General features: G+C 62.4%; 27 protein-coding genes and 3 pseudogenes. 16 read left to right on the plus strand and 14 right to left on the minus strand.

Annotated features, from left to right (window positions below):
* Nucleotides 1-136: 136 nt before the first annotated feature.
* The gene (locus NKI54_RS08175; protein WP_352691098.1) at nt 137-739 is read left to right on the plus strand and encodes a cupin; all 603 of its coding nucleotides are present in this window, start codon (nt 137-139) and stop codon (nt 737-739) included.
* Between the two features lie 59 nt (nt 740-798).
* On the opposite strand, the gene NKI54_RS08180 is transcribed toward NKI54_RS08175, so the two are convergent.
* On the minus strand, nt 799-1,707 hold the full coding sequence (locus tag NKI54_RS08180) for a hydrogen peroxide-inducible genes activator (protein ID WP_352691100.1): 909 nt from the start codon (nt 1,705-1,707) through the stop codon (nt 799-801).
* A gap of 147 nt (nt 1,708-1,854) precedes the next feature.
* Here NKI54_RS08180 and katG point away from each other — a divergent pair, with 147 nt between their 5' ends.
* The gene (gene katG, locus NKI54_RS08185) at nt 1,855-4,053 is read left to right on the plus strand and encodes a catalase/peroxidase HPI (RefSeq protein ID WP_352691102.1); all 2,199 of its coding nucleotides are present in this window, start codon (nt 1,855-1,857) and stop codon (nt 4,051-4,053) included.
* A gap of 77 nt (nt 4,054-4,130) precedes the next feature.
* On the opposite strand, the gene NKI54_RS08190 is transcribed toward katG, so the two are convergent.
* Nucleotides 4,131-4,808, minus strand: coding sequence for an MIP/aquaporin family protein (locus NKI54_RS08190; RefSeq protein ID WP_023677138.1), 678 nt, complete (start codon nt 4,806-4,808; stop codon nt 4,131-4,133).
* 344 nt (nt 4,809-5,152) lie between these two features.
* Between NKI54_RS08190 and NKI54_RS08195 the strand changes: the two genes are divergently transcribed.
* From NKI54_RS08195 to NKI54_RS08205, 3 genes are all read left to right on the plus strand, one after another.
* Nucleotides 5,153-6,442, plus strand: a complete 1,290-nt coding sequence (locus tag NKI54_RS08195; RefSeq protein WP_352691103.1) for an RsmB/NOP family class I SAM-dependent RNA methyltransferase — start codon at nt 5,153-5,155, stop codon at nt 6,440-6,442.
* Nucleotides 6,443-6,567: 125 nt separating this feature from the next.
* Nucleotides 6,568-7,026, plus strand: a complete 459-nt coding sequence (locus NKI54_RS08200; protein ID WP_023677140.1) for a PaaI family thioesterase — start codon at nt 6,568-6,570, stop codon at nt 7,024-7,026.
* A gap of 27 nt (nt 7,027-7,053) precedes the next feature.
* On the plus strand, nt 7,054-7,728 hold the full coding sequence (locus tag NKI54_RS08205) for a 5'-methylthioadenosine/S-adenosylhomocysteine nucleosidase (RefSeq protein ID WP_352691105.1): 675 nt from the start codon (nt 7,054-7,056) through the stop codon (nt 7,726-7,728).
* Here NKI54_RS08205 and NKI54_RS08210 read toward each other — a convergent pair.
* Nucleotides 7,700-8,026, minus strand: coding sequence for a hypothetical protein (locus NKI54_RS08210; protein WP_352541802.1), 327 nt, complete (start codon nt 8,024-8,026; stop codon nt 7,700-7,702). The two genes, NKI54_RS08205 and NKI54_RS08210, sit on opposite strands and share 29 nt — an antisense overlap.
* Nucleotides 8,027-8,097: 71 nt before the next feature.
* Between NKI54_RS08210 and NKI54_RS08215 the strand changes: the two genes are divergently transcribed.
* Nucleotides 8,098-8,631 (plus strand): MarR family winged helix-turn-helix transcriptional regulator, encoded by a 534-nt coding sequence (locus NKI54_RS08215; protein WP_352691106.1) that lies wholly within the window; start codon nt 8,098-8,100, stop codon nt 8,629-8,631.
* Between the two features lie 55 nt (nt 8,632-8,686).
* Entirely contained in the window at nt 8,687-10,249 is a 1,563-nt protein-coding gene (guaA, locus tag NKI54_RS08220) for a glutamine-hydrolyzing GMP synthase (protein WP_352691108.1), read from the plus strand.
* A gap of 428 nt (nt 10,250-10,677) precedes the next feature.
* Here guaA and NKI54_RS08225 read toward each other — a convergent pair.
* From NKI54_RS08225 to NKI54_RS08235, 3 genes and pseudogenes are all read right to left on the minus strand, one after another.
* Nucleotides 10,678-10,905, minus strand: a pseudogene (locus NKI54_RS08225) (hypothetical protein); the annotation flags it as partial.
* On the minus strand, nt 10,901-11,548 hold the full coding sequence (locus NKI54_RS08230; RefSeq protein WP_352569201.1) for a TetR/AcrR family transcriptional regulator: 648 nt from the start codon (nt 11,546-11,548) through the stop codon (nt 10,901-10,903). The gene NKI54_RS08230 and the pseudogene NKI54_RS08225, both read right to left, overlap by 5 nt.
* Nucleotides 11,549-11,649: 101 nt before the next feature.
* A complete protein-coding gene (locus NKI54_RS08235) occupies nt 11,650-11,838 on the minus strand; it encodes a hypothetical protein (RefSeq protein ID WP_352569202.1) in 189 nt (62 codons plus the stop codon).
* Here NKI54_RS08235 and NKI54_RS08240 point away from each other — a divergent pair.
* Nucleotides 11,837-12,730, plus strand: coding sequence for an NAD(P)/FAD-dependent oxidoreductase (locus NKI54_RS08240; protein ID WP_352569203.1), 894 nt, complete (start codon nt 11,837-11,839; stop codon nt 12,728-12,730). The two genes, NKI54_RS08235 and NKI54_RS08240, sit on opposite strands and share 2 nt — an antisense overlap.
* A 133-nt stretch (nt 12,731-12,863) precedes the next feature.
* Complete coding sequence (locus NKI54_RS08245) at nt 12,864-13,727, plus strand: class I SAM-dependent methyltransferase (RefSeq protein WP_023676202.1); 864 nt, start codon at nt 12,864-12,866, stop codon at nt 13,725-13,727.
* An 897-nt stretch (nt 13,728-14,624) separates the two neighbouring features.
* On the opposite strand, the pseudogene NKI54_RS08250 reads toward NKI54_RS08245, so the two are convergent.
* The 5 genes and pseudogenes from NKI54_RS08250 to NKI54_RS08270 all read right to left on the minus strand — a co-directional run.
* A pseudogene (locus NKI54_RS08250) lies at nt 14,625-14,737 on the minus strand (alpha/beta fold hydrolase); the annotation flags it as partial.
* Nucleotides 14,738-14,740: 3 nt separating this feature from the next.
* Nucleotides 14,741-15,553, minus strand: coding sequence for an SDR family NAD(P)-dependent oxidoreductase (locus NKI54_RS08255; RefSeq protein ID WP_352569204.1), 813 nt, complete (start codon nt 15,551-15,553; stop codon nt 14,741-14,743).
* A gap of 34 nt (nt 15,554-15,587) precedes the next feature.
* Nucleotides 15,588-16,094 carry an SRPBCC domain-containing protein gene (locus tag NKI54_RS08260; protein ID WP_352569205.1) on the minus strand — a complete coding sequence of 169 codons (507 nt, stop codon included), beginning with the start codon at nt 16,092-16,094 and terminating at the stop codon, nt 15,588-15,590.
* Nucleotides 16,095-16,097: 3 nt separating this feature from the next.
* Entirely contained in the window at nt 16,098-16,697 is a 600-nt protein-coding gene (locus NKI54_RS08265; RefSeq protein WP_352691112.1) for an NADPH-dependent F420 reductase, read from the minus strand.
* Nucleotides 16,698-16,848: 151 nt separating this feature from the next.
* Nucleotides 16,849-17,583, minus strand: coding sequence for an SDR family NAD(P)-dependent oxidoreductase (locus NKI54_RS08270; RefSeq protein ID WP_352569207.1), 735 nt, complete (start codon nt 17,581-17,583; stop codon nt 16,849-16,851).
* Between the two features lie 269 nt (nt 17,584-17,852).
* Between NKI54_RS08270 and NKI54_RS08275 the strand changes: the two genes are divergently transcribed.
* From NKI54_RS08275 to NKI54_RS08300, 6 genes and pseudogenes are all read left to right on the plus strand, one after another.
* On the plus strand, nt 17,853-18,749 hold the full coding sequence (locus NKI54_RS08275) for a LysR family transcriptional regulator (protein WP_352569208.1): 897 nt from the start codon (nt 17,853-17,855) through the stop codon (nt 18,747-18,749).
* A 595-nt stretch (nt 18,750-19,344) separates the two neighbouring features.
* Nucleotides 19,345-19,932 (plus strand): NAD(P)H-dependent oxidoreductase, encoded by a 588-nt coding sequence (locus NKI54_RS08280; RefSeq protein WP_352451024.1) that lies wholly within the window; start codon nt 19,345-19,347, stop codon nt 19,930-19,932.
* A 108-nt stretch (nt 19,933-20,040) separates the two neighbouring features.
* A pseudogene (locus NKI54_RS08285) lies at nt 20,041-20,208 on the plus strand (GMP synthase (glutamine-hydrolyzing)); the annotation flags it as partial.
* A 333-nt stretch (nt 20,209-20,541) separates the two neighbouring features.
* Nucleotides 20,542-21,474: an alpha/beta hydrolase gene (locus tag NKI54_RS08290; protein ID WP_352569210.1), complete on the plus strand. Its 933-nt coding sequence runs from the start codon at nt 20,542-20,544 to the stop codon at nt 21,472-21,474.
* A 19-nt stretch (nt 21,475-21,493) separates the two neighbouring features.
* On the plus strand, nt 21,494-22,441 hold the full coding sequence (locus NKI54_RS08295) for a sigma-70 family RNA polymerase sigma factor (RefSeq protein WP_352569211.1): 948 nt from the start codon (nt 21,494-21,496) through the stop codon (nt 22,439-22,441).
* Nucleotides 22,369-23,019 carry an SGNH/GDSL hydrolase family protein gene (locus NKI54_RS08300; RefSeq protein ID WP_352634590.1) on the plus strand — a complete coding sequence of 217 codons (651 nt, stop codon included), beginning with the start codon at nt 22,369-22,371 and terminating at the stop codon, nt 23,017-23,019. Before NKI54_RS08295 ends, NKI54_RS08300 begins: the two co-directional genes overlap by 73 nt.
* Nucleotides 23,020-23,197: 178 nt before the next feature.
* On the opposite strand, the gene NKI54_RS36480 is transcribed toward NKI54_RS08300, so the two are convergent.
* Entirely contained in the window at nt 23,198-23,776 is a 579-nt protein-coding gene (locus tag NKI54_RS36480; protein ID WP_502897618.1) for a GFA family protein, read from the minus strand.
* Nucleotides 23,704-24,069, minus strand: a complete 366-nt coding sequence (locus NKI54_RS08305; RefSeq protein ID WP_352569213.1) for a VOC family protein — start codon at nt 24,067-24,069, stop codon at nt 23,704-23,706. The genes NKI54_RS36480 and NKI54_RS08305 overlap by 73 nt, the downstream gene beginning before the upstream one ends.
* Nucleotides 24,070-24,156: 87 nt before the next feature.
* Between NKI54_RS08305 and NKI54_RS08310 the strand changes: the two genes are divergently transcribed.
* Nucleotides 24,157-24,813 carry a TetR/AcrR family transcriptional regulator gene (locus tag NKI54_RS08310; protein ID WP_023676206.1) on the plus strand — a complete coding sequence of 219 codons (657 nt, stop codon included), beginning with the start codon at nt 24,157-24,159 and terminating at the stop codon, nt 24,811-24,813.
* Between the two features lie 345 nt (nt 24,814-25,158).
* Here NKI54_RS08310 and NKI54_RS08315 read toward each other — a convergent pair whose 3' ends face one another.
* The gene (locus NKI54_RS08315) at nt 25,159-25,704 is read right to left on the minus strand and encodes a dihydrofolate reductase family protein (protein WP_352634588.1); all 546 of its coding nucleotides are present in this window, start codon (nt 25,702-25,704) and stop codon (nt 25,159-25,161) included.
* Between the last annotated feature and the right edge of the window lie 77 nt (nt 25,705-25,781).

The raw sequence follows: 25,781 nt of genomic DNA on the forward strand, positions 1-25,781 counted from the left end.
TGAAACTTGGGCGGCTTCGATGTGCCCGGACGTCAAATGCCGACCGCACAGATCGCAGATCTCCGACCTCAGCGGAACCGAGCGCCGTGCAGCCGGTTAAGTCGGCATGAAGCTCCCCACCAACCGAGGCCACGCCATGAGTATTCTGCAAACCACGAAGAAAGCCGTCGAGCAGGTCACCGGCGTTGCCAGGCCGGGCAAGCGCGAGGTTTCCGATCTTCTCCGGCCGCGCAAAGCGAATGAATTTCGGTTCAGGGATGATGGCCTGGTGCCCAACCATCCGTTCTGGCCGCTTGTCGTCTATCGCGGCGCCGTGACGCTGTCCGAGGAATTCGATCCTGCGGCTGTCATGGAGGCGCTTTTCGAGGCAAATGGCTGGGGCGATAGCTGGCGCAACGGCATCTACGACTACGTCCACTACCATTCGCGGATACACGAGGTGCTCGGCGTCGCGCGCGGGACGGCGAAAGTCCGCTTTGGCGGCAACAAGGGACGAACGCTCCCCCTGAAGGCCGGCGACGTCGCGGTGCTTCCGGCCGGCACCGGGCACCAGCGTCTTTCCGCGTCCGACGATTTTCTGGTTGTCGGCGCCTATCCTCCATCCGGCACCTATGACCTGTGTACGACCGCCGCCGACCATGCCAAGGCAGTCGTCACGATCCCCAGGGTTGGCCGTCCGCGCAAGGACCCTGTCTATGGAAGCAACGGCCCGTTGCTCGCAGCCTGGGAAAAGGATTGAAGCCGTTCCTTTCTTGCGAGTTGGCTTCGGGGCTAAAACCGGATCCTTGACCCGCCGCTCTACGCTGCCAGCACCGCCGCATCCAGCCCGCGGATGATCTTGGCCAGTTCGACGCATTCGTCGTGGCGCACCTTGTTGCGCCGCCAGGCGAGGCAGATCGTGCGCTGCGGCATCGGTTCCTGGAACGGCACGATCTTCAAATCGGGGATAGTGCTGGCTGGCCCGGCCGCCATCTCGGGGATGAGCGTGACGCCGAGCCCATGCGCCACCATCTGTAAGAGCGTCGTCAGGCTGGTCGCGCCGTAGCTTGCCATCGCCACCGGCCGCACGCTGCCGCAGACGGCGAGCGCCTGTTCGCGCAGGCAATGGCCTTCCTCCAGCAGCATCAGCCGCTCCAGCGCCGGGCTTTCCGGCGGCACCGGCGGCGAGGCGAAGGCGGGGTCGCCGGCCGGCACGGCAAGGAAGAACCGGTCGGAGAAAAGTTCCTCGGTGACCAGGCCGGGGTAATCGAGGGGCAGTGCCGCGACGAAGGCGTCGAGCTTCCCCGAACTGGTGTCCTCGACCAGCGACGCGGTCACCGCCTCGCGCAGTTCCAGCTGCAAGGCCGGGAAATGCCGTTTCAGCTCCGGCAGCACATGCGGCAGCAGATAGGGCGCCACCGTCGGGATGATGCCGAGCCGGAAGCGGCCTTCCAGCGCCGGGCGGCCGCGCCGGGCCGTCGCCTCGACGTCGCGGACGTCGGCAAGAATGCGCTCGATGCGCGGCAGCAGGACCTGCGCTTCGTCGGTCATGCGCACCGATTTGCCGCCGCGCTCGAACAGACGGCAATTGAGCCGCAGCTCCATCTCGGCGATCTGCGCGGACAGCGCCGGCTGGCTGACGCCGGCGAGTTTTGCGGCACGGCCGAAATGCAGCGTCTGCGCCAGCGCCTCGAAATAATGCATCTGCCGGACGGTCAAACCGATCATAAGGAAAACCTATCAGAATAAACAGCAAAGGCAATTTGTCTTTATCGGCTGGGCGGGCTAGTCTGGAACCATTCCAGAATGGCGCGGCCGCTGGCCCTGCCCGGAAAATCAACAAAATCCCGGAAAATCAACAAATCGGAGGCAAAGATGGACGCGAAAACCGACGACAACAGCGCCGGCAAATGCCCGGTCCCACATGGATCGGCCAGGAGGAGCAACCGTGACTGGTGGCCGAACCAGCTCGACCTTGCCGTCCTCCATCAGCAGTCCAGCCTCTCGGACCCGATGGACGAGGACTTCGACTACGCCAAGGAATTCAAGAGCCTCGATCTCGATGCGGTGATCAGGGATCTGCACCAGGTGATGACCGATTCGCAGGATTGGTGGCCGGCCGATTTCGGCCATTACGGCCCGCTCTTCATCCGCATGGCCTGGCACAGCGCCGGTACCTATCGCATCGGCGACGGCCGTGGCGGCGCCGGCGCCGGCCAGCAGCGTTTCGCGCCACTCAACAGCTGGCCGGACAACGCCAATCTCGACAAGGCGCGCCGGCTGCTGTGGCCGGTCAAGCAGAAATACGGCAGGAAAATCTCCTGGGCCGACCTGTTGATCCTCACCGGCAACGTCGCGCTGGAATCGATGGGCTTCAAGACGTTCGGCTTCGCCGGCGGCCGCGCCGATGTCTGGGAGCCGGAGCAGGACGTCGACTGGGGATCGGAAACCAAGTGGCTCGCCGACGAGCGCTATTCCGGCGACCGCGAACTTCACGGCCATCTCGGCGCCGTGCAGATGGGGCTGATCTACGTCAACCCGGAAGGGCCGAACGGCACGCCCGATCCATTGGCCGCGGCGCGCGATATCCGCGAGACCTTCGCCCGCATGGCCATGAACGACGAGGAAACCGTGGCGCTCATCGCCGGCGGTCACACCTTCGGCAAGACCCACGGCGCCGGTGATGCATCGCTGGTCGGGGCGGAGCCGGAAGGCGCCGGCATCGAGGCGCAGGGCCTCGGCTGGTCGAGCAAGCATGCCACCGGCATTGCCGGCGACGCCATCACCTCGGGTCTCGAGGTGACCTGGACCACGACGCCGACCAAATGGAGCAACAATTTCTTCGACAATCTGTTCAACTACGAATGGGAGCTGACCAAGAGCCCGGCCGGCGCCCATCAGTGGACGCCGAAGGGCGGCGCCGGTGCAGGCACCGTACCGGACGCGCACGATCCGTCGAAGCGCCGCGCGCCGGCGATGCTGACCACCGACCTCGCGCTGCGCGTCGACCCGGCCTACGAGAAGATCTCGCGGCGCTTCCATCAGAATCCTGATCAGTTCGCCGATGCCTTCGCGCGCGCCTGGTTCAAGCTGACCCATCGCGACATGGGTCCGGCCGTCCGCTATCTCGGGCCGCTCGTGCCGAAGGAAGAGCTGATCTGGCAGGACCCGATACCGGCAATCGACCACGAGCTGGTCAGCGAACAGGACATCGCCTCGCTGAAGGCGAAGATCCTGGCCTCCGGCCTGTCCGTTTCCGAACTGGTCTCGACCGCCTGGGCCTCGGCCTCGACTTTCCGCGGCTCCGACAAGCGCGGCGGCGCCAACGGCGCCCGCATCCGCCTGGCCCCGCAGAAGGATTGGGAGGTCAACCAGCCGGCGCAGCTGGCCAAGGTGCTCGAGACACTCGAAGGCATCCAGAAGGGCTTCAATAACTCGCAGTCCGGCGGCAAGAAGATCTCGCTTGCCGACCTGATCGTTCTCGGCGGCGTCGCCGCGGTCGAGAAGGCGGCCAAGGACGGCGGCCATGACGTGGGGGTGCCGTTCACGCCGGGCCGCATGGACGCTTCACAGGAACAGACCGATATCCAGTCCTTCGCCGCGCTCGAGCCGAAAGTCGATGGCTTCCGCAATTATGTCAGGGGTAAGCCGCCGATGTCGGTCGAGGCGATGCTGGTCGACCGGGCGCAGCTGCTGACCTTGACGGCGCCGGAGATGACGGTGCTCGTCGGCGGGTTGCGGGTGCTCGGCGCCAACACCGGCCAATCGAAGCACGGCGTGTTCACCGACAGGCCGGGCACGTTGACCAACGATTTCTTCGTCAACCTGCTCTCCATGAACACGGTCTGGGATCCGGCCGCCGGTTCCGATGAAGTCTACGAGGCGCGCGACCGCAAGACCAAGACGGTCAGGTGGACCGGCACCCGCGCCGACCTGATCTTCGGCTCGCACGCGCAATTGCGTGCGCTTGCCGAGGTCTACGGATCGGTCGACGCCGGGCAGAAGTTCGTCAGGGATTTCGCCGCCGCCTGGACCAAGGTGATGAACGCCGACCGTTTTGACCTCGCGGCCTGATCCGGGCGCACGACTTCTCGATGCAACGAAAAAGGCGCGGGCCTTGACCCGCGCCTTTTCCATGAAGCCTTCGAAAGTCAGTCTTTCTCGAAGATACCGGCCTTGGCGACCACGCCGGCAATGGCGCCGCCGATCAGCGGCGCGACGATGAACAGCCACAGCTGGCCGATCGCCGCAGTTCCCGAAAACAGCGCCGGTCCGATCGAACGGGCCGGGTTGAGCGACGTGCCGGTCACCGGAATGATGGCGAAGTGCAGTCCGGCCAGCGTCAGGCCGATGACCAGGCCGGCGAAGGCCGTGGTGTGCTTGGCGTTAGTGACGCCGAGGATCACCGTGACGAAGGTGAAGGTGCCGATCAGCTCCCACAGGAAGGCCGAGCTGACGCCCCATTTCGTCACATCCCAGCCATTGGCGCCGAAGCCGCCGGTGTGGCCGCCGACCTGTCCGGAGACGATGATCCACAGCGCCAGCGACGCGATGATGGCGCCGATGACCTGCGCGATCCAATAGGGAATGACGTCCCTGGCCGGCATCCGCCCGGCGAGGAACACACCGAGCGTCACCGCCGGATTGAGATGCGCGCCCGAAATCGGGCCGATCGCGTAAGCGGCCGCTATCAGGCCAATGCCGAACGCCAGACCGATACCTTCCTGGCCAAGCGGCAGCGCGCCGCCGAAGCCGCCCGTCACCACCGAAGCCGTGCCGATGAACACCAATAGAAACGTGCCTAGAACTTCCGCCAGATAAGTTTTCATTGCCCTCTCCTCGTATCGACCCGCGGCTCCGCTTTTTCTGCGACGCGAATCACCGCGCAAAGAGTATTCGCAACCGCAAAACTTGCAAAGCAGAGCAGTTTCGCAAGCCGCTATGCTTGTGAGCGCCGGACACGAACATTAGAGACTTGTAATATATTGATCGAATTGTTTGGTTCCGCATGCCGGCGCCCGCTTGGTGGCGGCGGCTCGCGATGCACCAATCCACATTCGCCACCCTCCGCATGGATCGTCTCGCCGTCGGCGAAACAGAACTGTTTCAATCAGGGCACGAAAAGCTCTAAGAGCAGGGCCGGAATTAATTTGCTGAGTAATGGAAGACGACAATGAGACTGGGCGGGCGGCTGGCGGCAGCCATCGAAGTGCTTGACGACATTGGCCGGCGCCACCGGCCGGTGGCCGATGCGCTGAAGGACTGGGGCCTGTCGCACCGCTTCGCCGGTGGCGGCGACCGCGCCGCGATCGGCAACATCGTCTACGACGCGCTGCGCCGCAAGCGCTCGGCCGGCTGGCTGTTGGGCGAAGACACACCGCGCGCCATCGGCTTCGGCGCGCTGCTGCTCGAATGGGGCCAGACGGCGCAGTCGCTGAACGAGGCGCTCGAGGGCGACAAGTTTGCGCCGCCGCTGCTTACCGCCGACGAACTGACAACGCTTGCGGCTCGCCGGCTTGCCGATGCGCCGCCGGCTGTCAGGGCAGACGTCCCCGACTGGTGCATGCCGCTGTTCGAACGGGCGTTCGGCACGGCCTGGGTGGAAGAGGGTGCCGCGCTGGCGACACGCCCGCCGCTCGACCTCAGGGTCAACACGCTGAAGGCCGATCGCGGCAAGGTGCTGGCGGAATTGGCGGAGACCGGCGCCAAGCCTGCGCGGATCGCGCCGCACGGTATCCGCATCCCGCCGATCGAAGGCGACGGCAGGCACCCGAACGTGCAGGCCGAGCCGGCCTTCCAGAAAGGCTGGTTCGAAGTTCAGGACGAGGGTTCGCAGATTGCGGCCGAACTGGCCGGCGCCGAACCTGGAATGCAGGTGCTCGATTTTTGCGCCGGCGCCGGCGGCAAGACGCTGGCGCTGTCCGCGGCGATGGACAATCGCGGCCAGATCTTCGCCCACGATGCGGAGAAGGCAAGGCTGGCGCCGATCTTCGACCGCATCCGCCGTTCGGAAAACCGCAATGTGCAGATCGTCACCAGGCCGGCCGAACTGCCGCCGCTCGGCAAGCACATGGATATCGTCCTGATCGATGCGCCCTGCACCGGCAGCGGCACCTGGCGGCGCCGGCCGGATGCCAAATGGCGGCTGACGCAAAGACAGCTCGACGCCCGCAAGGGCGAGCAGGAGACGATACTCGATGCCGCCAGGGACTTCGTCAAACCCGGCGGCCTGCTGGTCTACATCACCTGTTCGGTGTTCGACGAGGAGAATGGCGACCAGGTTTCGGCCTTCCGGGACCGCCATCCCGGTTTTGTCCCGCTCGATCACCGCCAGCTTTGGGACAGCCGTTTTGCGGGCCACGAAGCGGCAATGCGGATAGGCGCCGCGGGCGGCATTTCGCTGTCGCCGTTGCTGAGCGGCACCGACGGCTTTTACTTCTGCGCGCTGCGGCGGGCCGGCTGAATCGTTGCCATCGATACAGGGCTAAGCCGAATGCTGCAGTGCAGCATTTGCGATTGCCTGCCGCCCACCCCTCTGCGATAAATGCCTTTGCAATAAGATTTGCCGAGAAACGAAGGGCGACGGCCATGGCAGCAAAGATCGTTCCTGCTCCCGATTATGAGGACCGCGTCAGGACGTCCTTCGCGCGCCAGAACGCGATGATGACCATTGGCGCCGAGCTGACGCTGGTGACGCCCGGCATCATCGAGATCGAAATGCCCTATTCTGCGGCACTGACGCAGCAGCACGGCTTTCTCCATGCCGGCGTCATTTCGACGGCTCTCGACTCGGCCTGCGGCTATGCAGCATTCTCGTTGATGCCGGAAAATTCCGGCGTGCTGACCATCGAGTTCAAGGTCAATCTGCTGGCGCCCGGCAGGGGCGAGCGCTTCCTGTTCCGCGGCTCGGTGACCAAGCCTGGCCGCACCATCATCGTCGCCGACGGACAAGCCTATGCGTTCGCCGTCGACGGCGAGGCCAAGCTGATCGCCACGATGACCGGAACGATGATGACGGTGCTCGGCCGCGACGGCATCGAGGGCTGAGGAACGGGCAGGGGAGGATGGACGATCATGGCCGGCAAGGCACCTGGTGAGCTCACCCTGATATCCGGCAAGTCCGTTCTCTTCGTCATGGCGGCCGAAGCCGAATACGGTCCACACCTGCAGCGGCTGTTCACGCCGCTGCTGACCGGCGTCGGACCGGTCGAGGCCGGTATCGGGCTCGGCGCCGAACTGTCCCGGCTGCACGCCGGGAAGGCGCTGCCGGATCTCGTCGTGTCGCTCGGGTCGGCGGGCAGCCGGACGCTGGAGCAGACGGAAATCTACCAGGCCGTTTCAGTCGCCTACCGCGACATGGACGCCTCGCCCCTGGGGTTCGAGAAGGGCGCCACGCCGTTCCTCGACCTGCCTGTCAGCGTGCCGCTGCCGTTCAGGATACCAGGCATCAGGCCGGCGGCGCTGTCGACCGGGGCGGCAATCGTCTCCGGCGCCGCCTACGACGCGATCGCCGCCGACATGGTCGATATGGAGACCTTCGCCTGCCTGCGCGCCTGCCAGCTGTTCGACGTTCCGCTTATCGGCCTGCGCGGCATTTCCGACGGCGCGGCCGATCTGAGACACGTTGGCGACTGGACCGAATATCTGCACGTCATCGACGAGAAGCTGGCCGCGGCGGTGCAACTGCTGGAACAGGCGATCGCCTCAGGCGCGATCGACTTCAAGCTTGTTGGGGCGGCAGGTTCTTAGCGTTGCCGAACAGCACGCCGATCATCCTGAAGCGAACGGCGTTGTCGCGATTGATGTAAGTGACTGACCCGGGCTCGTGATCGAGGGTCCAGCGTCCGGTCGCGCCGGTGTCCCAGTCGGCGACATAACCGTCATCGAGCATCCGCCAGCGCCCGCTTCGCGCCTCGCCATCGTCGAGCAGCATGTGCGCGGCACCCTCGCTTTCAAAATAGACGTAAGCCTCCTTGCCGTTTCGTTCCAACACATGGGTCATGCCCGGAATGAGCATTGCAAGGGCTTCCTTCTGAAGTGCTGCCATGATTTCCTCCTGAATTGAACTCGCCGATTGCCTTGACCGGCATCGCCACTTAGAGTGAACTAGTAGTCAAGATGCTTGACTATGTATCGGGCGAGAAGAATTTGGTCAAGGGCCTTGACGAAAAACCTGAAGCGCTGCCGGATCACATAGGTTGGCGGCTGTGGCAGGCGAGCCGCGCCTGGCAGACCGAGTTCGCCGCTGCGATGCGCGCTGCCGGCCATCACTGGTTCACCGAAGCGCGTGCCGGCCTGCTTGGACATATCCCGCGCGGCGGCATGCGCCAGTCGGCGCTGATCGAGCGCTCGGCGATCTCAAAGCAGGCGATTCAGCAATTGCTCGATGGCCTGGAGACGGAAGGTGTGTTGCAGCGTCTGCCCGATCCGCAAGACGGCCGCGGCAAGCTTGTGCGCTACACCCGCAAGGGCCTGGACGCCCTGCGCGATGGCGACCGCATCAAGCTGCAGATCGAACGGAGCTATGTTGCCCGCCTTGGTCACGAGCGTTTCGCGGCGCTGATGAGCGCCTTGCGGTCACTCGATACAACGCAAACTGATGCATTGGACAAAGCCTCTGGCGTTCAGGACGATACACCGGAATCGAAGTGAAAGCGCGACCTCACAACCCATTGCGCCGACTCGTTTCTTTCTCTAAACGCTCGCCATGAAAACAGCCAATCATCCCGACACCGTCCTGATTGTCGATTTCGGCAGCCAGTTCACCCAGCTGATCGCCCGCCGCATCCGCGAGGCCGGCGTGTTTTCCGAGATCGTACCCTTCCAGTCGGCCGAGGCGGCGTTCAAGCGCATCGATCCGAAGGCGGTGATCCTGTCCGGAGGCCCGGCCTCGACCGGCGACATCGGCAGCCCGCGCGCGCCGCAGATCGTCTTCGATGCCGGCGTGCCGGTGCTCGGCATCTGCTATGGCCAGATGGCGATGTGCGTGCAGATGGGCGGCGTCGCCGAAAGCTCCGATCATCGCGAATTCGGCCGCGCCTTCGTCGAGATCGCCAAGGACAGCCCGTTGTTCGAGGGCCTGTGGGCGCCCGGCCAGCGCCACCAGGTGTGGATGAGCCATGGCGATCGCGTCATCTCCCTGCCCAAGGGGTTCGAGGTGCTCGGAAAATCGGAGGGCTCGCCCTTCGCCATCTTCGGCAATGTCGAGCGCAGAATGTACGGCCTCATGTTCCACCCCGAAGTGGTGCATACGCCGGACGGCGCCAGGTTGCTCCGCAACTTCGTCCACAACATCGCCGGCATCGAAGGCGACTGGACGATGCGCGCCTACCGCGAGCACGCGGTCGAGACGATCCGCAAGCAGGTCGGCAAGGGCAAGGTTATCTGCGCGCTGTCGGGCGGCGTCGATTCCTCGGTCGCGGCCTTGCTGATCCACGAGGCGGTCGGCGACCAGCTCACCTGCATCCTTGTCGACCACGGTCTGATGCGCAAGGACGAGGCATCAGGCGTGGTGGAGATGTTTCGCCAGCATTACAATCTGCCGCTGATCCTGGTCGACGCTTCGGACCGTTTCATCGGCGCGCTCGAGGGCGAGTCGGACCCCGAGAAGAAGCGCAAGACCATCGGGCGGCTGTTCATCGAAGTGTTCGAGGAGGAGGCCGAGAAGCTCGGCGGCGCCGATTTCCTGGCACAAGGCACCCTCTATCCCGACGTCATCGAAAGCGTCTCTTTCAGCGGCGGCCCGTCGGTGACCATCAAGTCGCATCACAATGTCGGCGGCTTGCCCGAACGCATGAACATGCAGCTGGTCGAGCCGCTGCGCGAATTGTTCAAGGACGAGGTGAGGGCGCTCGGCAAGGAGCTCGGCCTGCCCGACAGCTTCATTGGCCGGCATCCGTTCCCCGGTCCCGGTCTCGCCATCCGCTGTCCGGGCGGCATCACCCGCGAAAAGCTGGAGATCCTGCGCGAGGCCGACGCCATCTATCTCGACGAGATCCGCAAGGCCGGCCTCTACGACGCCATCTGGCAGGCCTTCGCCGTGCTGCTGCCGGTGAAGACCGTCGGCGTGATGGGCGACGGCCGCACCTATGAATTCGTCTGCGCGCTGCGAGCCGTCACCTCGGTCGACGGCATGACGGCCGACTTCTACCATTACGACATGGCATTCCTGGGAGCAGCCGCCACCCGCATCATCAACGAGGTACGCGGCATCAACCGCGTCGTCTACGACGTTACGAGCAAGCCGCCCGGCACCATCGAGTGGGAGTGAGGGAAACGGCGATGATAGGCGGCTCTAACGTAGAATTTCGCAGAAAATACAATGATTTGCGGGCAGGGCAGACTGCTAGCCAGGGCACATTGTCAATGGAATTGACAAACCTATCAAGTCATTGAAATCGTTAAGTTTATCGGAGCGCTTGGCGCGGCTCGCAGCTTGTAGCAGATCACTCTGACGGTACTTTTGACGGTGCTTTTCGTATCCGACAGAGCATTCTAAAAAGTACCGTCATTCCTTTTTAGGGTTTGACGGTACTTTTCTGTGTGTCAACGCTTTGAAATATATAACGAAAATTACCCGTAGCATGACATTTCCGCGCTGACGGTACTTTAGTTATCGACATACATAGTTTCAGCTTTGGCTGCGGTACCGATCGATGTTCCGGACCCGATCGCATATCGTCGGATGGCACCTTCGCATCACCTATCAAATGTTGTCCCGACTGCTGCCGGATCTGCGATGGAGAGAAGCGTCGACCGCATCCAGGCGGGAGCTTGGACCGCGGTAGATGCGAGCGTCTTTTTATCGTTGGGAGAAAGATGAGGTGCCGCGATCTGTGCAAGCTCGGCCGCGCGCGCCGGCCCAATATGACGAAGCGCCTGGACGACGGTCCCGGCCAAGCTGCCCGGAGCAATCAAATGCTTATCCGCCCGCGTGGTCGTTGCCACCGTGCGCGGCGATGAACATGGCGACGGCCGACCGGCAATAGGATTCGATTTCGTTGTCGTCCTCTGCTCTCGCCTCATCGAAGCGTGCGATAATCAGGAGATCGGATCCTTTGAAAAGCGCGGCAAACAAGCGGGCGGACCGGAGAGGATCGGGCACGTTCAGAACCGCCTTCGCGTGCAACTGACGCAACAGGGCCTCGATTTGGGCGATGACATGGGCGGGGCCGGCTTCGTATTGGAGCTTGCTTAACGACTTTTGATTCGTCTTGTCGGCCATGATCATGGCTTCGACACTGCGGACGTCCGAGCTCAACAGCGTGCGAAGCAGGGATGATCCCACCGCCATGAGCTGATCTTCGGCCGAACCGTCGACGCCTTCAAAAAGGGCCTGTGGTGCAAACTGATGGCAGCGGGCCGCGATGGCCGCGCTGAACAGCGCCTCCTTGTTCTCGAAGTGCCGATAGATGCTGAGCTTGGATATCTTCGCCCGCTGGGCGACCTTGTCTAATGTCGTCGCTTGAAAACCCAATTCCACAAAGAGTTCGCACGCGGCGTCGACTATCGTTTGGCCAAGCGCCTCGTTGGCGGGCCGGCCGCGCCGGCCCTGGCTGTTTTCGGTCACGACAATTCCAGTACTTGACAGTATCCTAATTCTTGCATTACGATACCATTTAGTATCTGAAATGTGCAAGCCAATGGATAGGTTTCAACCTGTCCTCCAAATCAAGTTTCCCCGGGCCGCCCGGCGATATCGAATGCGGCATTGTCCGGCCGGTCAACACAGTGATGGGCGACTTTCTCGTCGATGCCGAAGCCCTGCTCGCTGCCCGTCTCGAGCGCGTATCGCTGGACGATATTTCGCGCCAGGCCCAGCCCAACCCTCTCCATCCACAACACGGAGCTTATCACCATGGATGACGTCATCATCATCGGCGGCAGCTTTGCCGGTCTCGCCGGTGCCCTGCAGCTCGGCCGTGCCCGCCGCAAGGTCACCGTTCTCGATACCGGCCTGCCGCGCAACCGCTTCGCCGGCCACTCGCATGGCCTGCTCGGCCACGATCACAAGCCACCGCTGGACATCCTGGCCGAGGCGCGGCAGCAGCTGGCGCGTTATCCCACGATCAGGCTGGTCAATGCCCGGGCCGACAGCGTCTCCGGCGCCGTCGACGATTTCTCCGTCCTCACTGGCGATGGCGAAAGCCTTGGGGCGCGCCGCCTGATCCTGAGCTATGGCGTCGCCGACCAGATGCCTGATGTTCCGGGCTTTGCCGAAGGCTGGGGCACGTCCATCGTGCCCTGCCCCTATTGCGACGGCTTTGAAGTCGCCGGCCAGCATTGGGGCCTCGTCTGGTCCGGCCCGCAGTCGCACCAGTCTGTCAGGCTGTTCCACGATTGGACCGACAGGTTGACGCTCTTCGCCGATGGTCACGACATTCCGCCCGATATCCGGGCCGATCTCGCGCGCCGCAACATTCCTGTCGTCGATGGCCGGATCATCGAGATCGCCCATCGCGGGGGCCATATCGCCACCGTCAATCTCGAGACCGGCCGCAATGTCGCGGTCGACATCCTGTTCGCCCATCCGCGCAATAAGCCGTCCGCAAGCCTGCATGAATCACTGGGCCTCGCCACGGTCGATACGCCCGGCGGCATCGCCCTCAAGGTCGATGAGCGCCGCGAAGCCAGCATTCCCGGCATCTACGCCGCCGGCGACCTCGCCAACCCCCTCATGGCCTCGGTCACCACGGCATCATCGCACGGCGCGATGGCGGGCATCTTCGCCCAGCAGTCGATGCTGGTTTGAGAGCACAGATTCCCTTCTCCGGTTGCCGCGGGCTATCAAATTCAGAAGGTTGCGGGCCGGTGTCACGGAACGCGGGCCCCCTCTCGCCTGAGGGGAGAGCCTAGCAAAGAAAGAATCAGAACAAGGATATGGCATGGCAGAGAAAAATGTTTATCAGGTAGCCGACTGGAATGGCCAAAGCGGGGAGCGCTGGGTCGCTTACCAGGCCCGGCTCGATGCCATGATGGCGGTGTTCGGCCAGGCCGCGATCGAAGCCGCCGCGCCCGCCACGGGCGAACGCGTGCTGGACGTCGGCTGCGGCGCGGGGGCGTCTAGTCTGGATCTGGCCGCCCGCGTCGGCGCGGGGGGCCATGTGCTAGGCGTGGACATATCCGAACCGCTGATCGGCAGAGCGCGCGCGCTAGCGCCGCAGGATACGCCGGCCCTGTTCCAGGTGGCCGACGCCAGCAGCACCGCGTTGCCCGAGGGCGCGTTCGACATCCTGTTCTCGCGCTTCGGAGTGATGTTCTTTGACGATCCTACGGCGGCGTTCGCTCATATGCGCCGTGCGCTCAAGCCGGGCGCGCGGGTCGCTTTCGTCTGCTGGCGCGGCATGGCCGAGAACGATTGGGTGCGCTTGCCGATGGGCGCGATCAAGGGCATCGTCCCGCCGACGGCGCCGCCCGATCCCGAAGCGCCCGGCCCGTTCTCGTTTGGCGACCAGGGGCGGGTGGCGCGTATTTTAACGGCGGCTGGCTTCACCGATGTCGCTATCGCGCCATTCGATGCCTCCATCCCGTTCGGCGAGGGGGGGACGCGGGACGCGGCGATCGACGACGCGGTGGAGATGACACTCGAGGTCGGCCCGCTGTCGCGCGCTCTCGCTGATCAGCCCGACGACATCCGCGCCCGCGCCTCGGCCGCGGTTCGTGCCGCCTTCGCGGGCCTCCCCGGCGAGCGGTCGGTGATGATCGACGGCGCGGCGTGGATCGTCATGGCACGCAATCCGGCAAGCTGACAGGGATTAACAGGGGAGACGCCCCCGCTCGGTGGAGCGGGGCGTCTTTGGCCGGTCAGATTGATGTCCCTTCTGGCTTGGAAGCCGCCATTAGCGAGCTAGAGGCTTTGATGGCGGGGTACAGCGTTTGCACGACACTCGAAAACGTTGGTGCACGTGCTTACGGAGCACGTAGCGGGTACGACGTCCGCACGCGATGTATTCGAGGCTGCACAGAACGCCGCCAAGGCGTAAGTCCGGGACGGATCAAGGCATGAGAGGAACTGCGTGTCGTTCAGGCTCTTGCGAGCCGTGACGGTCTTTTTGCCGACGGGATCGTGAAGGCACAGCTAAAGAATGTCGAAAATCGACCAATCGATGCCGATAGTCGCTGAAACCGAGCAGATTTTGAATCGCCGAAATTCTCCTTTGAATTCAAGAGCGCAAATTTCTGACGGATCGGGGAGACGGTTCTTCATTGCGTGCAGAAAGAATTTGTGCGTGGAATTCAATGCGTTACGATCACTTAAAACAATCGAGTGGGAATGAGGGGGCGTAGGTTGGAGTACTGTCGGATATATTCGGAAATTGTTGGTCAACGATAGGAGGCGATAGTTCGCGGGCGATTCTGCAAGAACAAGCAGCCGTTTTGCAGGTCGGCGATAGACCTTCGATTATGTGTAGAGATGCTCAAAGGGATCGATACACCGCGCCGTTCACAGCACATGCTTTGGATTGGGATCGGAGCGCCGATCCAATTCCTCGGACAATAGACATTATGTTCCGCGGATTTGTATCATGGTCTAAGCCCCCGGGGCGGGACCAACGAGACGGGCGCACGGCCGCCGAGCACAGCGGGGACGGCGCCGTAGCTGAATACGTTCTCGTGCCTCGCATAGTTTCAGAGTGCCCCCGCAATGCGTGGATCGTGCGCATGCCGTGCGGCAGATCCCTGTAGACTTAAGCGTGCCATGCTTCAGCAGCTTGGCCGACAGCGGACCCGAGTTGGCGAACGGAACAATTTGGTCGTCCTGCTACGCGACGAAGCGGACCACGCCACCATCCACCCGCAAAGCCGCGCCGGTGGTCGCCGAAGCCTGCTCCGAGCATGTGTAGATGATCATGTTGGCCACCTCATCGGTGGTCGCGAAGCGGTGGATGAGGCTCGTCGGACGCATCGCCTGCAGGAAGCCCTGCTCGGCTTCGTGCTGCGTGATTCCATTTGCGTCAGCCTGTTTCGCCATGAAGTTGCCCAGGATCTCAGAGCGGGTAGGTCCCGGCAGGACGGCGTTGACGGTGACGCCCGTGCCCGCGACCGCCTCGGCAAGCCCGCGTGAGACCGCGAGTTGAGCGGTCTTGGTCATGCCATAGTCGAGCATTTCCTTAGGGATGTTGACTGCGGATTCGCTACTTATGAACACGACGCGGCCCCAGCCTTTCGCCACCATCCGCGGCAGGTAATGACGGCTCGCGCGCACGCCACTCATTACGTTCAACTGGAAGAGGTCAAGCCAGTCCTCATCGGGGATATTTGCGATATCCTCGACGCCGTTGTAGCTCCGGATGTGTGCTGTACCGACGTTGTTCACAAGGATATCGGCGTCCGGCGCATGCGCGATCAAGGCCTTTGCCCCCTCCGCTGTCGCAAGATCAGCGGCGATACCCGAGATGTCGCTGCCGGGGAAGGCCTGCCGCATCTGCCGCACCGCCTCATCGACCCGAGCGTTTCCACGGCCGTTGACGACGACCGATGCACCGGCACGCGCCAACCCCTCCGCCGTCGCGCGGCCGATACCGGCGGTGGATCCGGTAACAATGGCCTTGCGGCCTTTGAGTTCGATATTCATCTCATTCATCTCCAAAATTAAATAGGAAGCGCAATCAATCCACTGTCGTCTTCGCTGTTTCCGCCTCCGCTGCGCGGGCGAGGCTTTCGACCCAGTCTTGGTGATACCGGTAGAGTGCGCCGGGATGTTTGCGCCCGAGCTCATCGAGGAAGAAGGGGCCCTGCTGCGTTTCCTCGGTCAGCACGTGGCAGCCATGGTCCGTAGGCGTGATGACCCAGCCATGGTATGCGGTTGAGCCGGTCTCGTCGCCATCAACTGTCGTCGCCCATGCGAGCCTACGAAGGGGCTCGCATTCCGTCACGACCAGACTCATCGGAAATCCAACCGTCACACGGCTGTATCGCGTTCCGAGCGCCAGTTCCGGCTCCCCCGTCAGAATCTTGACCTGATCCTCGGCGGGAAAGTAGCTCGACCAATTCTCGGCTTCGACGAGCAGCTTCCAGACCGCTTCAGGCGGCGCCTTCACGTCAATGTCGTTGAGTGCGTAGATGGCCGACGTTTTCGGATCATATCGCTCGGGCCAGGTCACATGGTCGTACATCGATTACTGCTCCTTCTTGAACAAATCCTGGAAGATGAGCTGGCCCCAAGTGCGGCCGCGCGCGCGCACCAGCGCGCCACCCTCGTTGAGCTTTCCCAGCTTGACGGGTGCGAACCCGAGTTGTTTGGCCAAGGCCGCCACGGGAGCGGTCGCGTCCTCGTCGTCGCTCGACAGAAAGACGACACGGTGCCCGCCCTCGACGATCGGATCGGCAGCCAGGGTGGCCGCAACCAGGTGATTGAACCCTTTGACGAACTTGGCGCCGGTGAACGCCTTCGCGACGAAGGCGGAGGACGGGAGACCGTCCAGCTCTTCAGGCACTGGAAACACGTTCGTCGCGTCGATGACTGTCTTGCCTTCCCAGTTCGGCAGAGCCTTCGCAACTTCGCGGTGCTCTCCGAACGGGACTGCCAAGATGATTGTGTCGGCCTCGAGTGCATCCCGCAGCGACTTGGCGACGACCGTGGGTCCAATCGCCCGAGCCTGCGGCGCCAACGCCTCGGGCGGCCGGCGGCTCGCGACGGCCACGTCGATGTTTTTACGGGCGAAGGCGTGGGCGAGGGCCTGGCCTATCTTACCGAATCCTACAATTGCGTAGCTCATGATGCTTCTCCGATCCGTGTTGGTATTGATTTCCCCGGCCTTCAACGGCGCTGGGTTATTCGTTGCGCTGTGTGGCGACCTTTGCGTGGTCGTTCCACCATGGACACGCTAGTTCCCGCCGGTCAGCCGCTTCCCGCGATCCGGCGCGATTTCAGATGGCCGAGAAGCCGCCATCGACAGACAACTCCACCCCATTCACGAAGCTCGAATCGTCGGAAGCAAGAAACAGCGCGGCCGTCGCAATTTCCTCAGGACGCCCCATCTTTCCCCGCGGGATCAGGGATTCGAACATCTGCTTCGCCTCCTCGGTGAGGACTTGGTCCTGCATCGGTGTGGCGATCGGCCCCGGGTGCAGCACGTTCACCCGGATATTCCTGCCCTTGAGTTCGTTGAGCCACCCGCGTGCGAATGCGTGCAGCGCCGCCTTGCTCGCCGCATACACGCTGTAACCAGGAAAACCTTTCACCGAAGCAACTGACCCGGTCATGAAGATCGATCCGCCATCGTTGAACAGCGGCAACGCCTTCTGAACCGTAAACAGCGTGCCGCGCGTATTCAGGCCGAAGGCCGCATCGAAGTGCTGCTCGGTAATCTCGCCCAGTGGGACGGCTTCGCCTGTGCCGGCGCTCGCGTACAGGACGTCGATCCTGCCCTTTTCCCGCTTGACTGTATCGAACAGGCGGTCGAGGTCGTCGAGATTGGCCGCGTCGCCGCGCACGCCGGTCACGTTCCGGCCGATCAGCTTGACGGCCTCGTCCAGCGCCTCCTGTCTCCGGCCCGTGATGAAAACATAGGCGCCTTCTTCAACGAACCGCCTGGCGCTCGCCAGCGCCATGCCGCTCGATCCACCCGTGATGACCGCAACCTTACCCTCAAGCTTTCCCATGACTTCTCCTTTTCGTGGTGTCGGGACAGCATCTGCCCCCGAGAGCCTCGAAATGGGTCCGCCGGCGTCAGTTGTTGAGTGCGGAAGCGCGCACATCGGTGGTGCGAAATCGATCCGGCTGGACGCCTGACGCCAGCCGCGACGATCGGCGTCCGCCGTTCGGAATTGAGCCGCACTCGTCGACATAGGCTATGATGACCGCCCGTACTGCTGTTCGATGTGTTAGATACGGGCCTTGGAAGGCGCACCGCGCGGTGCCGGATTGCACCATGATCGACTGGGATGACGTTCGCTACTTTCTTTCCGTCGCGCGCGGAGGCTCGGTGCGGGCCGCCGCCGAGCGCCTCGGTGTGAACCACTCGACCGTGCTGCGACGCGTCGCCCAGCTCGAGGAACGCCTCGGGGTGCAGATGTTCGAAAAGCTGCCTTCGGGCTACCGCCTGACGGCTGCGGGCGAGGAGGTCCTCGAGTTCGCGGACCAGATGGAAGTGTCGTCGCACCTGCTGGAGACGCGCGTCTTCGGGCGCGACCAGAGCGTGCGCGGGCTTCTGCGGGTGACGCTGGCACCGCCCCTCGCGACACACCTGCTCATGCCGGACTTCGCCGATTTCGCGCGTCTGCATCCGGACATCGAGATGGAAATCTTGTCGTCCGGCGAGCTGGCAAATCTGACCAACCGAGAGGCCGACGTCGCGATCCGCGTCGTCTACGACCGCAAAACCCTGCCGCTCAATCTTCATGGCCTGAAGGGACCGGAGGTGTTCGGCGGCGTCTATATGTCCTGTGATCGACTAGCCGCGTGGCGTGCGGGCGCGCCTGATCCCATCCGGTGGATCGTCATAAGCATTCATGGAATTCCGGAATGGGCCAGCGAGGGTGAGGTTCGCACCACGGGGGTTCCCTTCAGGACCACGGACGCCGAGGCGCAGATCGTTGCTGTACGGCAAGGGCTCGGGATCACGACACTGCCCTGCTTCGTCGGCGATGCCGACCCCCTACTGGTGAGGGTGCCGGGCACCGAGCTGCACATGTACGGAACGCTCTGGCTTCTCACACAGGGGGAGACACGCAAGACGAAGCGCGTGCGGCTCTTCACGGAGTTCGTATCCCACAGGCTCGCCGCGTACGCGCCGCTTCTCGCGGGGCTGTCCATATCGCGCGACTGACGCCTGGCAGGTCACCGATGGCGCTGTCTCGAGCGTACCGCTGTATCAACGACGCAGCCCGATGTAATCTCGCGACGGACTCTGGTCGTAGACCGCCTCGTGACGGTCTTTTTTGGGAACTGCCGTTACGGCTCGGTCGGCGGCCGTCAGAAAGAAATCGACCTATTGATACTGATAGTCGCCGAAACCGAGCAAAACGTGGACCGTCGAAATTGGTGTTTGAATTCAAGAGCGCAAATTTCTGACGGATCGCAAGAGGGTTCTTCGTCGTGCGCAAAGGATTTGCGATGCGAAATCAGCGAGTTACCATACCTATGAACCATTGAGTGGGAATGAGGGGGAGTCTTAGCGAGCAGCCGAGAGCAGAGTGGCGGAAGCGATAATACTCCGGCAGATGTAGGCGTAGTGGCCTCTAGTCTCTGAAGGCGACGAGAAGGGCCATTCTCGGCGTTGAAAAACAATTGCTCTTTGAAGACTGTGGCGCGTACAGCTATTTCGAAATCCATGATTGGTATGAGAAGCTTTGCCCGAGCACCGCGCCGCACGAATGATGACGCGCAGCGCAACCAAATTGGGGAGGATTCAAAATATTGGTATGCGATGTTTGATTGTCACGGCTCATCCACTCAATCCAAGCCTTTGCCAAACGCTTTCGAACGCAGCTATCGACACCCTGATGGATGCGAAGCACCAGTGCCGACATGTTGATCTGTATCGATCTGGCTTCTTCCCGGCTCTTACACCGGCGGAGCGCGCGAGCTACTATTCCGGATTCGAGACTACAGAGGTAGCTAAAGAGATTGAGGATCTTCTCTGGGCCGAGACTATCGTCTTGATTTTTCCCACGTGGTGGTTCGGACCTCCAGCTATATTGAAGGGCTGGTTCGACAGGGTATGGGTGCCTGGTATTGCATACGATCACGCAGCCGATCTTGGTGCCATACAACCGCGACTTCGCCAGTTAAGGAAGGTGGTTGCAATAACCACTTTGGGCTCACCTTGGTGGGTCGATTGGCTGATCCTCAGGCGGCCAGTGCGGCGTGTTCTCAAGACAGCTATTCTGAATACCTGTGCTCCTCAAGCCTCGCTTACGTTCCTTTCATTTTACAAGGTTGAAAGTCTGCCTAGGCAAGGTGTCGATGCTGCGATAAATCGCATTAGATCAATGCTACAGCATCTATAGCTAAGCCCCGTCACAATGCTCCTTTTCTTTGAAGGGCGCAGGTAGAGCAATGCCCGTGGGGACAGCGCGGCTCGTGACCGCTGCCCTTATCGGTATGTACGCGCATACGCGCCGAAAGCGTCACCATCGGTAGATGGCAGCACCGCGGATATCTACCGTCACGACCTGGCATTCCTGGGCGCCGCCGCCACCGGCATCATCAACGAGGTGCGCGGCATCAACCGCGTCGTCTATGACGTGACGAGCAAACCGCCAGGCACAATCGAGTGGGAGTGACGAGGAGTACTGCGGAGTAGAAGAGGATAGAGCAGCATGTTTAAGGCGATGTTGGCTCGGCGATAATAGTCAATAGTCCCAGCCCCCGGCCACCCGGCGACGGCATAGACGAAGCATCCGGCCGATCGGCGAATGTCTGGAACGAACGTCCCACAGAGAAGGGTGGAGCAGCCTAGCCTTGCTGGGTTTGACAACCGGGGTCCGCGGCAACTGCCACCGGCGAGGCGTTGCATCTGCCGGCCACGTATCCTTTCGCTGGGTTCATCCGTCTTAGCTGTTCATGGGCACGGTCATCCTTGACATCGCCCTCCTGGACGAATTGGAGCGTGACAAATGAACAGCAAGCAGAGCCTAGCGAACAAGATACACTACGAAACGCTCGCGGAGGCTTTTCGCAGCGGTCGAGAATCGCCACAGGAAGCATCCGAGTGGTCCGTTTTGACGGCAGAACCGGGCGGCGTCGATTACGTCGAGACGACCCTCGGCGACACGACCGCGCTGTGGGTTCAGCCAAAACTGGCGGCCAAGGATCGGGTCATGCTCTACGCGCACGGCGGTGGTTATGTTGGCGGATCGATCTGGACCCATCGCAAGATGGTCGGACACCTTGCTAAGGCGATCGGCTGTTACGCTCTGCTCGCTACGTACGACTACGTTTTCCAGAGCAAGTTTCCGCGCCAGATCGAGCAGACCCTGACCGCGTTCGAATGGCTGCTCGAGCAGGGTGTCGCGCCGAAGCACACCATAGCTGCAGGCGATTCCGCTGGCGCGGGCCTGATCCTCGCGGCCTCGATTAAGCGCCGCGACGCCGGACGTCCGCTGCCGGCGGCGATCCTCAGTATCTCCGGCTGGCATGATATGTCCGCGAGCGGACTCTCCTACGAAGCGAACCGTGAGAAGGACGCCTTCTTCCAGAAGGCCAGCGTGGACATGCTCGCGTCGCAAGTCCTCGGTGAGGTCGATATCCGACATCCCTTGGCCAGCCCGATCTTTGCCGATCTCAAGGGCCTGCCGCCGATCTATTTGCAGGCGGGCGAAGAGGAAACCCTGCTCGACGACAGCCGAGCGCTCGCCGAGCGTGCAAAGGCCGCCGGCGTCGAGGTGCGCTTAGACGTATTTCCGGGGATGCTGCACTCGTTCCAGATGATGGCCGGCCGCGCTCCCGAAGCCGACGACGCGATCGCGCGGTTGGCACAATGGGTTCGCCCCAAGCTTGGTCTGGCCGCAACCGCGGCAATACGCGCTGAAGGTCAGGAGGTCGCATGACTGGCAAATTGAAACCAAGATGTGGCAGCTGAAGGACATGCCCGAGCGACCGACCGGCCTGTTCGATGCGCGATATCGCGCCTTCCTCGAGACGGTGTCAGGCGTCCGCGCCCAACTGCATCGCTACTGCGCCCGCATGACGGGCTCACGCCTCGACGGTGAGGATCTCGTGCAGGAGACGCTGTTCGAGGCCTACACGAAGATTGAGACCCTCGACGATGCCCGCCGGCTGAAGCCCTGGCTGTTTCGCATCGCTCACAATCGCTGCATCGACTTTCTGAGGCGACGCGATGTGCGCGAGCGCGCGGAGCACGCCTATTCGGACGACGTCGGCGTTGTCTCTGCAGAGCCGGCAGCGACCGATGCACGCCGCGCCATCGAACGGCTGGTTGGCCGCTTGCCGCCCAAGGAGCGCGCCTGCATCCTCCTGAAGGACGTGTTCGACTATTCGCTGGAAGAGACCGCAGAACTCGTGGACTCGACGGTTGGGGGCGTCAAATCCGCGCTCTCCCGCGGACGGGCGAAGCTCGCCGACTTGCCCCCTGAACCTGCCGGTGAACCGAACCGTCCGCTTGATCCCGACACCGCGCGGCTCTTGCAGCGCTATGTTGACCTCTTCAACCGCCATGACTGGGATGGCGTGCGGAGCCTCACCAGCGCCGATGCTCGGTTGCGGGTCGCCGACTGCTTCGACGGCCTGCTCAGAAGTTCTCCCTATTTCGTCGAATACGAGCGAAACCCGGAGACGTGGACCATGGAGTTGGGGGCGATCGACGGACAGCCTGTCCTGATCGTGCTCTTCCAGCGAGGCGACCGGTGGCAGGTCGCGTGGCCGGTTCGTGTCCATGTCGCCGGTCGCGTCATCGATCGCATCGAAGATTATTATGCCTGCCCATGGATGTTGGAAAACGCCGCGGAATCCGACCTGAAACTCATGACTGGGCCAGCCGTTTTGGGAAGAGCATAAGGCGACGATTTCTCACTTCTGGCCTGGCGGAGCTCCGCCGGCGGCCGGGCAACGGGCAATTTGAGTTCCGGAATTTTGGCGTCGGCGGCGACTTGGCCTACAACGCGCTGCAGCGGTTGCCGGATGTGCTCGCCTGTCGTCCCGACAAGGTCATCGTCTGGGTCGGCGGGAATGATGTTCTCACGCTCGTGTCACGCAAAGTGCGGCGGTTCTTTACGTTTTGGAAGCGTCTGCCCCGCACGCCTTCGCCCGATTGGTTCCACGAGAATCTGGCCGAGATAGCACGCAGGCTGAAGCGCGAGACGGCGGCGGACATCGGCCTTTGCTCGCTCCCTCCGATAGGAGAAGCGCCGGATTCGGACGACCCGTTCCAGAGCGAGTTCAACCGGCGGATCAAGGAATATTCTGCGATCGTGGCGGCCATCGCGCACGAGGAACGCTGCGGCTATGTCCCGCTCCATGAGGCGCTCACCGAGGCGGTTCGCGCCTCGCCCTGGCCGGGCCTACACGGCGTTCAACTTTCTTCCATTCTATCGCGATGCTTTTCGCGTACTGGTGCTGCGGCAGCGTCCGGATGATGTCGCCCGCGTAAATGGCTGGCTATTTCACACCGACGGCGTGCACTTGAACAGCCGGGCAGGGCTGATCGTGGCGGATCGCCTACAGAAATTCGTTCAGGCCTGAACCCTGAGCGGCAAGGCTGTATCCGATTTGCGCACCTATCTGAATGTCTTATCGCGCAGGCTGGCGGCCGGTTTATCGACCTAGCAACATCGCCACGCGCGATGCCAAAAGTTTAACGACGAACCCTAGAGGATAACCCCGGTGGCTCGGCACGTCGTCAGGAATGACATCGCTGTCCGACTTGAACTTAGTGCAAATCCGCAGCTGCAGTGGCGGGAGTTCTCCGTGAAACCGCGCTCTGTATGCCGAGACCCAATGCGGACCTCTATCGAAGTTCATTAACATCGCTGAATTGCAGCACATGGCGATGACCCTATTCGTGGCTGAAGTTTCCTTAAGCTTGTAACCCCTCAGCAATTCGGCCCCCTTGGAGCACTCGATGCGGTCCTTTCGATAGAGGATGTATGCGGTGCCGCCATCGGGATCGCGTATGGCGCCAGCACCTGGCAAAGCTTCGATCTGATCAGCTCCCTTCCGGCAGTCGTCGCAGTAGCAGGCACTGCTCACGATCGGCCTGCCAAAGGCTTTGAGTTCGACGCCACCGCAAGAGCAAGTTGCGGTCATGATAGGTGAGTGCGTCATCTGCTGGTGATCATCATGCGATTGCCCTCGCTGTCCCGAAATTCCGCGATCGTGCGCCCCGGTTGCCATGGCGCGGGGCGCGGTTCTGCTATGATCTCGGCGCCTCGCGATTTGAGTCTCTGAACGGTGACTTCGATTTCGTTGTCAACCAGCACGAGGACGGGCCCCTCAGATGGTGTTTCGTCCTTGCGCCTTAGGAAGTGGAGGGTGGTTTCGGCACCTGGAAATCCGAGTTCGATCCATCGCCACCCATCATTGCCCATTGGCTGATCGGCGACGACGCGGCAGTTCAGGTGATCGATGCAGAACGCCTTGGCGCGTTCCTGGTCGAACACCGGAAGCTCCGCGAACTGGATGTGCATTGTCGATCTCTCCCCATTGCATCTCGGTCCAAATCAAACTAGACGGTCCAGTACCATGAGTCAATCGGCAGCGGACACGCCAGGAGCATGACCACGACGCGTTCAGCAGGTGTTTCAGAAGAACTCGAACCGCACGGCCGGTCGGCGAAAAAGCGGCGGGCCATCCTCGAGGCGGCGACAGAAGTGTTTCTGCAAAAGGGCTATCTGGCCACCAATATGGACGAGATCGCGGCGCTTGCGGCGGTGTCGAAACAGACCGTCTACAAGAATTTTCCGAACAAGGAGATGCTGTTCGTGGAGATCGTGAGCAGCGTGACCAATCGAGCCAGCGATAGGGTCCACAGTAAAATGCCCGAACTCGCCGAGGGCGAAGATATTGCCGATTATCTTCAGCGCTATGCGTACCGACAGCTTACCACTGTACTCACGCCGCGCGTCATGCAGCTGCGCCGTCTGGTGATCGGCGAGGTCGGCCGCTTCCCAGAACTGGCAAAGGCGCTCTTCGATGGCGGACCCGGGCGCGCAATTGCGGCGATGGCAGTGTTGTTCGAGCGCTTGGCTGATCGCGGCCTGCTTGCGATCGATGATCCGGCCGTCGCCGCTTCCCAGTTCAATTGGTTGATTATGGGCGAGCCATTGAACAGGGCCATGCTGTTGGGTGACGAGTCGATTCCGAAACCGGCGAAGCTTCGACGGCACGCCGCGGCCGGCGTACGGGTGTTCCTTGCGTCATACGGCAAGTGAGGCACGCCACGGCGACGAGCGAATGCCGGGCGCTACCGTGCGGACCGTTCGGCCGTGTTTGACGGTCCTTTTTTGGTCCCCAGTGGGTCGCGGCTTGTTGCGGCGCGGCTGTCGAAAATCGACCGATTGTTGTCGATAGTCGCCGAAACCGAGCCGATCCCGAATCGCCGAAATTCCCTTTTGAAATCAAGAGCGCAGATTTCTGACGGATCGCAGAGTCGGTTCTTTAGGGCGTGCAGAAAAGTTTGTGCTGCCGCGTCAACGCGTTACCATGGCTCAAAACGATCGAGTGGGAATGAGCTCAAATTCGGTCCGACGGACGTTAGGGTGTCGGGTGGGTTGTGATCAGGCGGGAACGTACGTCAACCTGATGGCGTCCTCGCCAACCCGGTCGCTGGCCACGAGACGCAGCGGCGGCCGCGGGCCGGCGAAGAATGGCTTGCCGCGACCAAGCACGATGGGACGGAAGTAGAGCCGGTACTCATCGATAAGGCCAAGCTCGGTCAGACTACCCGCAAGCTCCGGTCCGGCGACTTCGATCTCGCCCTCGTGTTCGGCTTTAAGCGCCCTAACGAACCCTTTGAGATCGTCGTCCACCAGCGTGGCGTTCGGCCCGACCGACTTCAGGGTGCGAGAGACGACCCATTTCGGCTGCGCCCGCCAGGCCGCCGCAAAGTCGCGCCCGACCTGGTCCTGTCCCGACTGATCCTCGTCCCAATAGCGCATTACCTCGTACATGCGCCGGCCGTAGAGGCTGCCGGCGATCCCGCGCACATGGGCGTTGAAGTGGCGATGGAGCGCCTCTCCGGGCATCGGCAGCCCGGGCCCGCCCTCGGCGCCAGCGACATAGCCGTCGAGCGACTGCATCATTCCGAATACAAGCTTCGCCATGCACAGGCTCCTATCGATCGACGACGATCCGAAGGGATCGCATTCATTTATACCTCGCCCTCACTTCGTCGGTTCGT

Source organism: Mesorhizobium sp. M0663, from assembly GCF_040320585.1.
Lineage (GTDB): Bacteria > Pseudomonadota > Alphaproteobacteria > Rhizobiales > Rhizobiaceae > Mesorhizobium.

Coding starts and splice junctions, on each gene's coding strand:
- NKI54_RS08195 (WP_352691103.1), top strand. CDS start 5,153: ATGAGACTGGGCGGGCGGCTGGCGGCAGCCATCGAAGTGCTTGACGAC.
- NKI54_RS08255 (WP_352569204.1), bottom strand. CDS start 15,553: ATGAATATCGAACTCAAAGGCCGCAAGGCCATTGTTACCGGATCCACC.
- NKI54_RS08270 (WP_352569207.1), bottom strand. CDS start 17,583: ATGGGAAAGCTTGAGGGTAAGGTTGCGGTCATCACGGGTGGATCGAGC.
- NKI54_RS08295 (WP_352569211.1), top strand. CDS start 21,494: ATGTGGCAGCTGAAGGACATGCCCGAGCGACCGACCGGCCTGTTCGAT.
- NKI54_RS36480 (WP_502897618.1), bottom strand. CDS start 23,776: ATGGCAACCGGGGCGCACGATCGCGGAATTTCGGGACAGCGAGGGCAA.
- guaA (WP_352691108.1), top strand. CDS start 8,687: ATGAAAACAGCCAATCATCCCGACACCGTCCTGATTGTCGATTTCGGC.
- NKI54_RS08235 (WP_352569202.1), bottom strand. CDS start 11,838: ATGGTGATAAGCTCCGTGTTGTGGATGGAGAGGGTTGGGCTGGGCCTG.
- NKI54_RS08180 (WP_352691100.1), bottom strand. CDS start 1,707: ATGATCGGTTTGACCGTCCGGCAGATGCATTATTTCGAGGCGCTGGCG.
- NKI54_RS08205 (WP_352691105.1), top strand. CDS start 7,054: ATGGCCGGCAAGGCACCTGGTGAGCTCACCCTGATATCCGGCAAGTCC.
- NKI54_RS08290 (WP_352569210.1), top strand. CDS start 20,542: ATGAACAGCAAGCAGAGCCTAGCGAACAAGATACACTACGAAACGCTC.
- NKI54_RS08275 (WP_352569208.1), top strand. CDS start 17,853: ATGATCGACTGGGATGACGTTCGCTACTTTCTTTCCGTCGCGCGCGGA.
- NKI54_RS08260 (WP_352569205.1), bottom strand. CDS start 16,094: ATGTACGACCATGTGACCTGGCCCGAGCGATATGATCCGAAAACGTCG.
- NKI54_RS08280 (WP_352451024.1), top strand. CDS start 19,345: ATGCGATGTTTGATTGTCACGGCTCATCCACTCAATCCAAGCCTTTGC.
- NKI54_RS08210 (WP_352541802.1), bottom strand. CDS start 8,026: ATGGCAGCACTTCAGAAGGAAGCCCTTGCAATGCTCATTCCGGGCATG.
- NKI54_RS08190 (WP_023677138.1), bottom strand. CDS start 4,808: ATGAAAACTTATCTGGCGGAAGTTCTAGGCACGTTTCTATTGGTGTTC.
- NKI54_RS08315 (WP_352634588.1), bottom strand. CDS start 25,704: ATGGCGAAGCTTGTATTCGGAATGATGCAGTCGCTCGACGGCTATGTC.
- NKI54_RS08310 (WP_023676206.1), top strand. CDS start 24,157: ATGACCACGACGCGTTCAGCAGGTGTTTCAGAAGAACTCGAACCGCAC.
- NKI54_RS08175 (WP_352691098.1), top strand. CDS start 137: ATGAGTATTCTGCAAACCACGAAGAAAGCCGTCGAGCAGGTCACCGGC.
- NKI54_RS08300 (WP_352634590.1), top strand. CDS start 22,369: ATGGATGTTGGAAAACGCCGCGGAATCCGACCTGAAACTCATGACTGG.
- NKI54_RS08245 (WP_023676202.1), top strand. CDS start 12,864: ATGGCAGAGAAAAATGTTTATCAGGTAGCCGACTGGAATGGCCAAAGC.
- katG (WP_352691102.1), top strand. CDS start 1,855: ATGGACGCGAAAACCGACGACAACAGCGCCGGCAAATGCCCGGTCCCA.
- NKI54_RS08215 (WP_352691106.1), top strand. CDS start 8,098: ATGCTTGACTATGTATCGGGCGAGAAGAATTTGGTCAAGGGCCTTGAC.
- NKI54_RS08305 (WP_352569213.1), bottom strand. CDS start 24,069: ATGCACATCCAGTTCGCGGAGCTTCCGGTGTTCGACCAGGAACGCGCC.
- NKI54_RS08200 (WP_023677140.1), top strand. CDS start 6,568: ATGGCAGCAAAGATCGTTCCTGCTCCCGATTATGAGGACCGCGTCAGG.
- NKI54_RS08265 (WP_352691112.1), bottom strand. CDS start 16,697: ATGAGCTACGCAATTGTAGGATTCGGTAAGATAGGCCAGGCCCTCGCC.
- NKI54_RS08240 (WP_352569203.1), top strand. CDS start 11,837: ATGGATGACGTCATCATCATCGGCGGCAGCTTTGCCGGTCTCGCCGGT.